This window comes from Corallococcus sp. CA053C (assembly GCF_003611675.1).
In the GTDB taxonomy this organism is placed as follows: Bacteria; Myxococcota; Myxococcia; order Myxococcales; family Myxococcaceae; genus Corallococcus.
Map to the genome: position 1 here is coordinate 1 of NZ_RAWA01000789.1, position 1,183 is coordinate 1,183.

Below are 1,183 nucleotides of genomic sequence, written 5' to 3' on the forward strand. Positions count from 1 at the left end.
CTGGTCCCTCAGCGCCTCCAGCTCCTGCTCGGACGTGCGCTGGTGGCCGAGGAAGGCGAGCAGCACGCCGACGACAGCGGCCGTGTTGAAGAGGGCGAGGAAGGTCTGGAGCCGGGAGGACATCGGGGCGCTCGCGAGGGACTGCGGGAGGAAGGAACGGGCCGCGCGAAGGGGAGGAATGAGGACGACGAGACTTCGCGCGGTCGCGCATCAACACGTCACCTTCCGCCGGACGACGTCCTCCGGCGCAATGTCTGGGACGCGTTTCAGTCGATGGTGAAGGCACCGATGACGCCGCCCGGCTGCAGGTTGCAGCGGAAGACGATGGCGGAGTCCTCCCACACGTAGCGGTCGCCCGTGTTGAGGGTCTGCCAGTTCAAGGGGCCGACCGGCGTGTACGTCGTCGCGCCCAGGTTGGAGCCGCCGCCCACGCCGTTGACGGTGGTCGACTCACACCAGGTGTTGTTTCCGTAGAGGAACACCGACGTCGGGTGCCAGCCGACCGTCCACATCGGCACGGTGGCGGTCACAATGCGCGCGGTCGCACAGTCGTTGCGCATCGCCGAGTAGCTCTGAACGTTGAAGCACGCCGCGTCGGACGCGAAGGACGCCTTGAACGCGGAGCCCGGGTAGTACTGCCACGCGCTCGCCGTGCCCGCGGTCAGTGCCACCACTCCGAAAGCACACACCTTCGCCAGCGTCTGGAAAGCCTTCATCGTCCTGCTCCCATGAAATGCGGCGGTGATTGGGGCCGCCGGGCTCGCGGTTGCCGCGTGCCACGCCTCCCAGGAGCAAGCGCCATGCCCTCCCTCAGGGCTGACGTGTTTTCAATTGTTTACGTGCCTTTTTGGCAATCCCTTTTGCTCCGGAAGCCACAGGCCGCTGTTGCCTGAGTGGCCCCGGGGGCAGCAGGGCCCCGGTACGGCGACGGCTACTCCACCAGCACGAGGCGCTGGGTGCGACCGGCGTGGTAGCCCACCTTGCGCGCGATGCGGGCCATGCTCTCGTCGCGCTCGTCGATGCGCAGGGCGAGCCGGGGCAGGTCCGGGTAGGCCATGGAGCATGGACAGCGCGTTGGCGGCGGCCTTCTTCTCGCAGTGGGCGTGGTCCACCAGCACCGCGTCGAAGTTCGCGAGCGCCAGCGGCAGCCAGCCGGGGTCCGTGGGCGCGTGGAGGATGACGG

Annotated in this window: 1 protein-coding gene and 2 pseudogenes; all 3 read right to left on the reverse strand. The window is 68.2% G+C overall.

Going from position 1 to position 1,183, the window contains the following annotated elements:
* Positions 1-266 precede the first annotated feature (266 nt).
* Entirely contained in the window at positions 267-716 is a 450-nt protein-coding gene (locus D7V97_RS43160; protein WP_120616283.1) for a hypothetical protein, read from the reverse strand.
* 215 nt (positions 717-931) lie between these two features.
* Positions 932-1,042 (reverse strand): annotated as a pseudogene (locus D7V97_RS46560) (DUF4081 domain-containing protein); the annotation flags it as partial.
* Positions 1,031-1,183: pseudogene (gene miaE / locus D7V97_RS46920) on the reverse strand (tRNA isopentenyl-2-thiomethyl-A-37 hydroxylase MiaE); the annotation flags it as partial. The pseudogenes D7V97_RS46560 and miaE, both read right to left, overlap by 12 nt.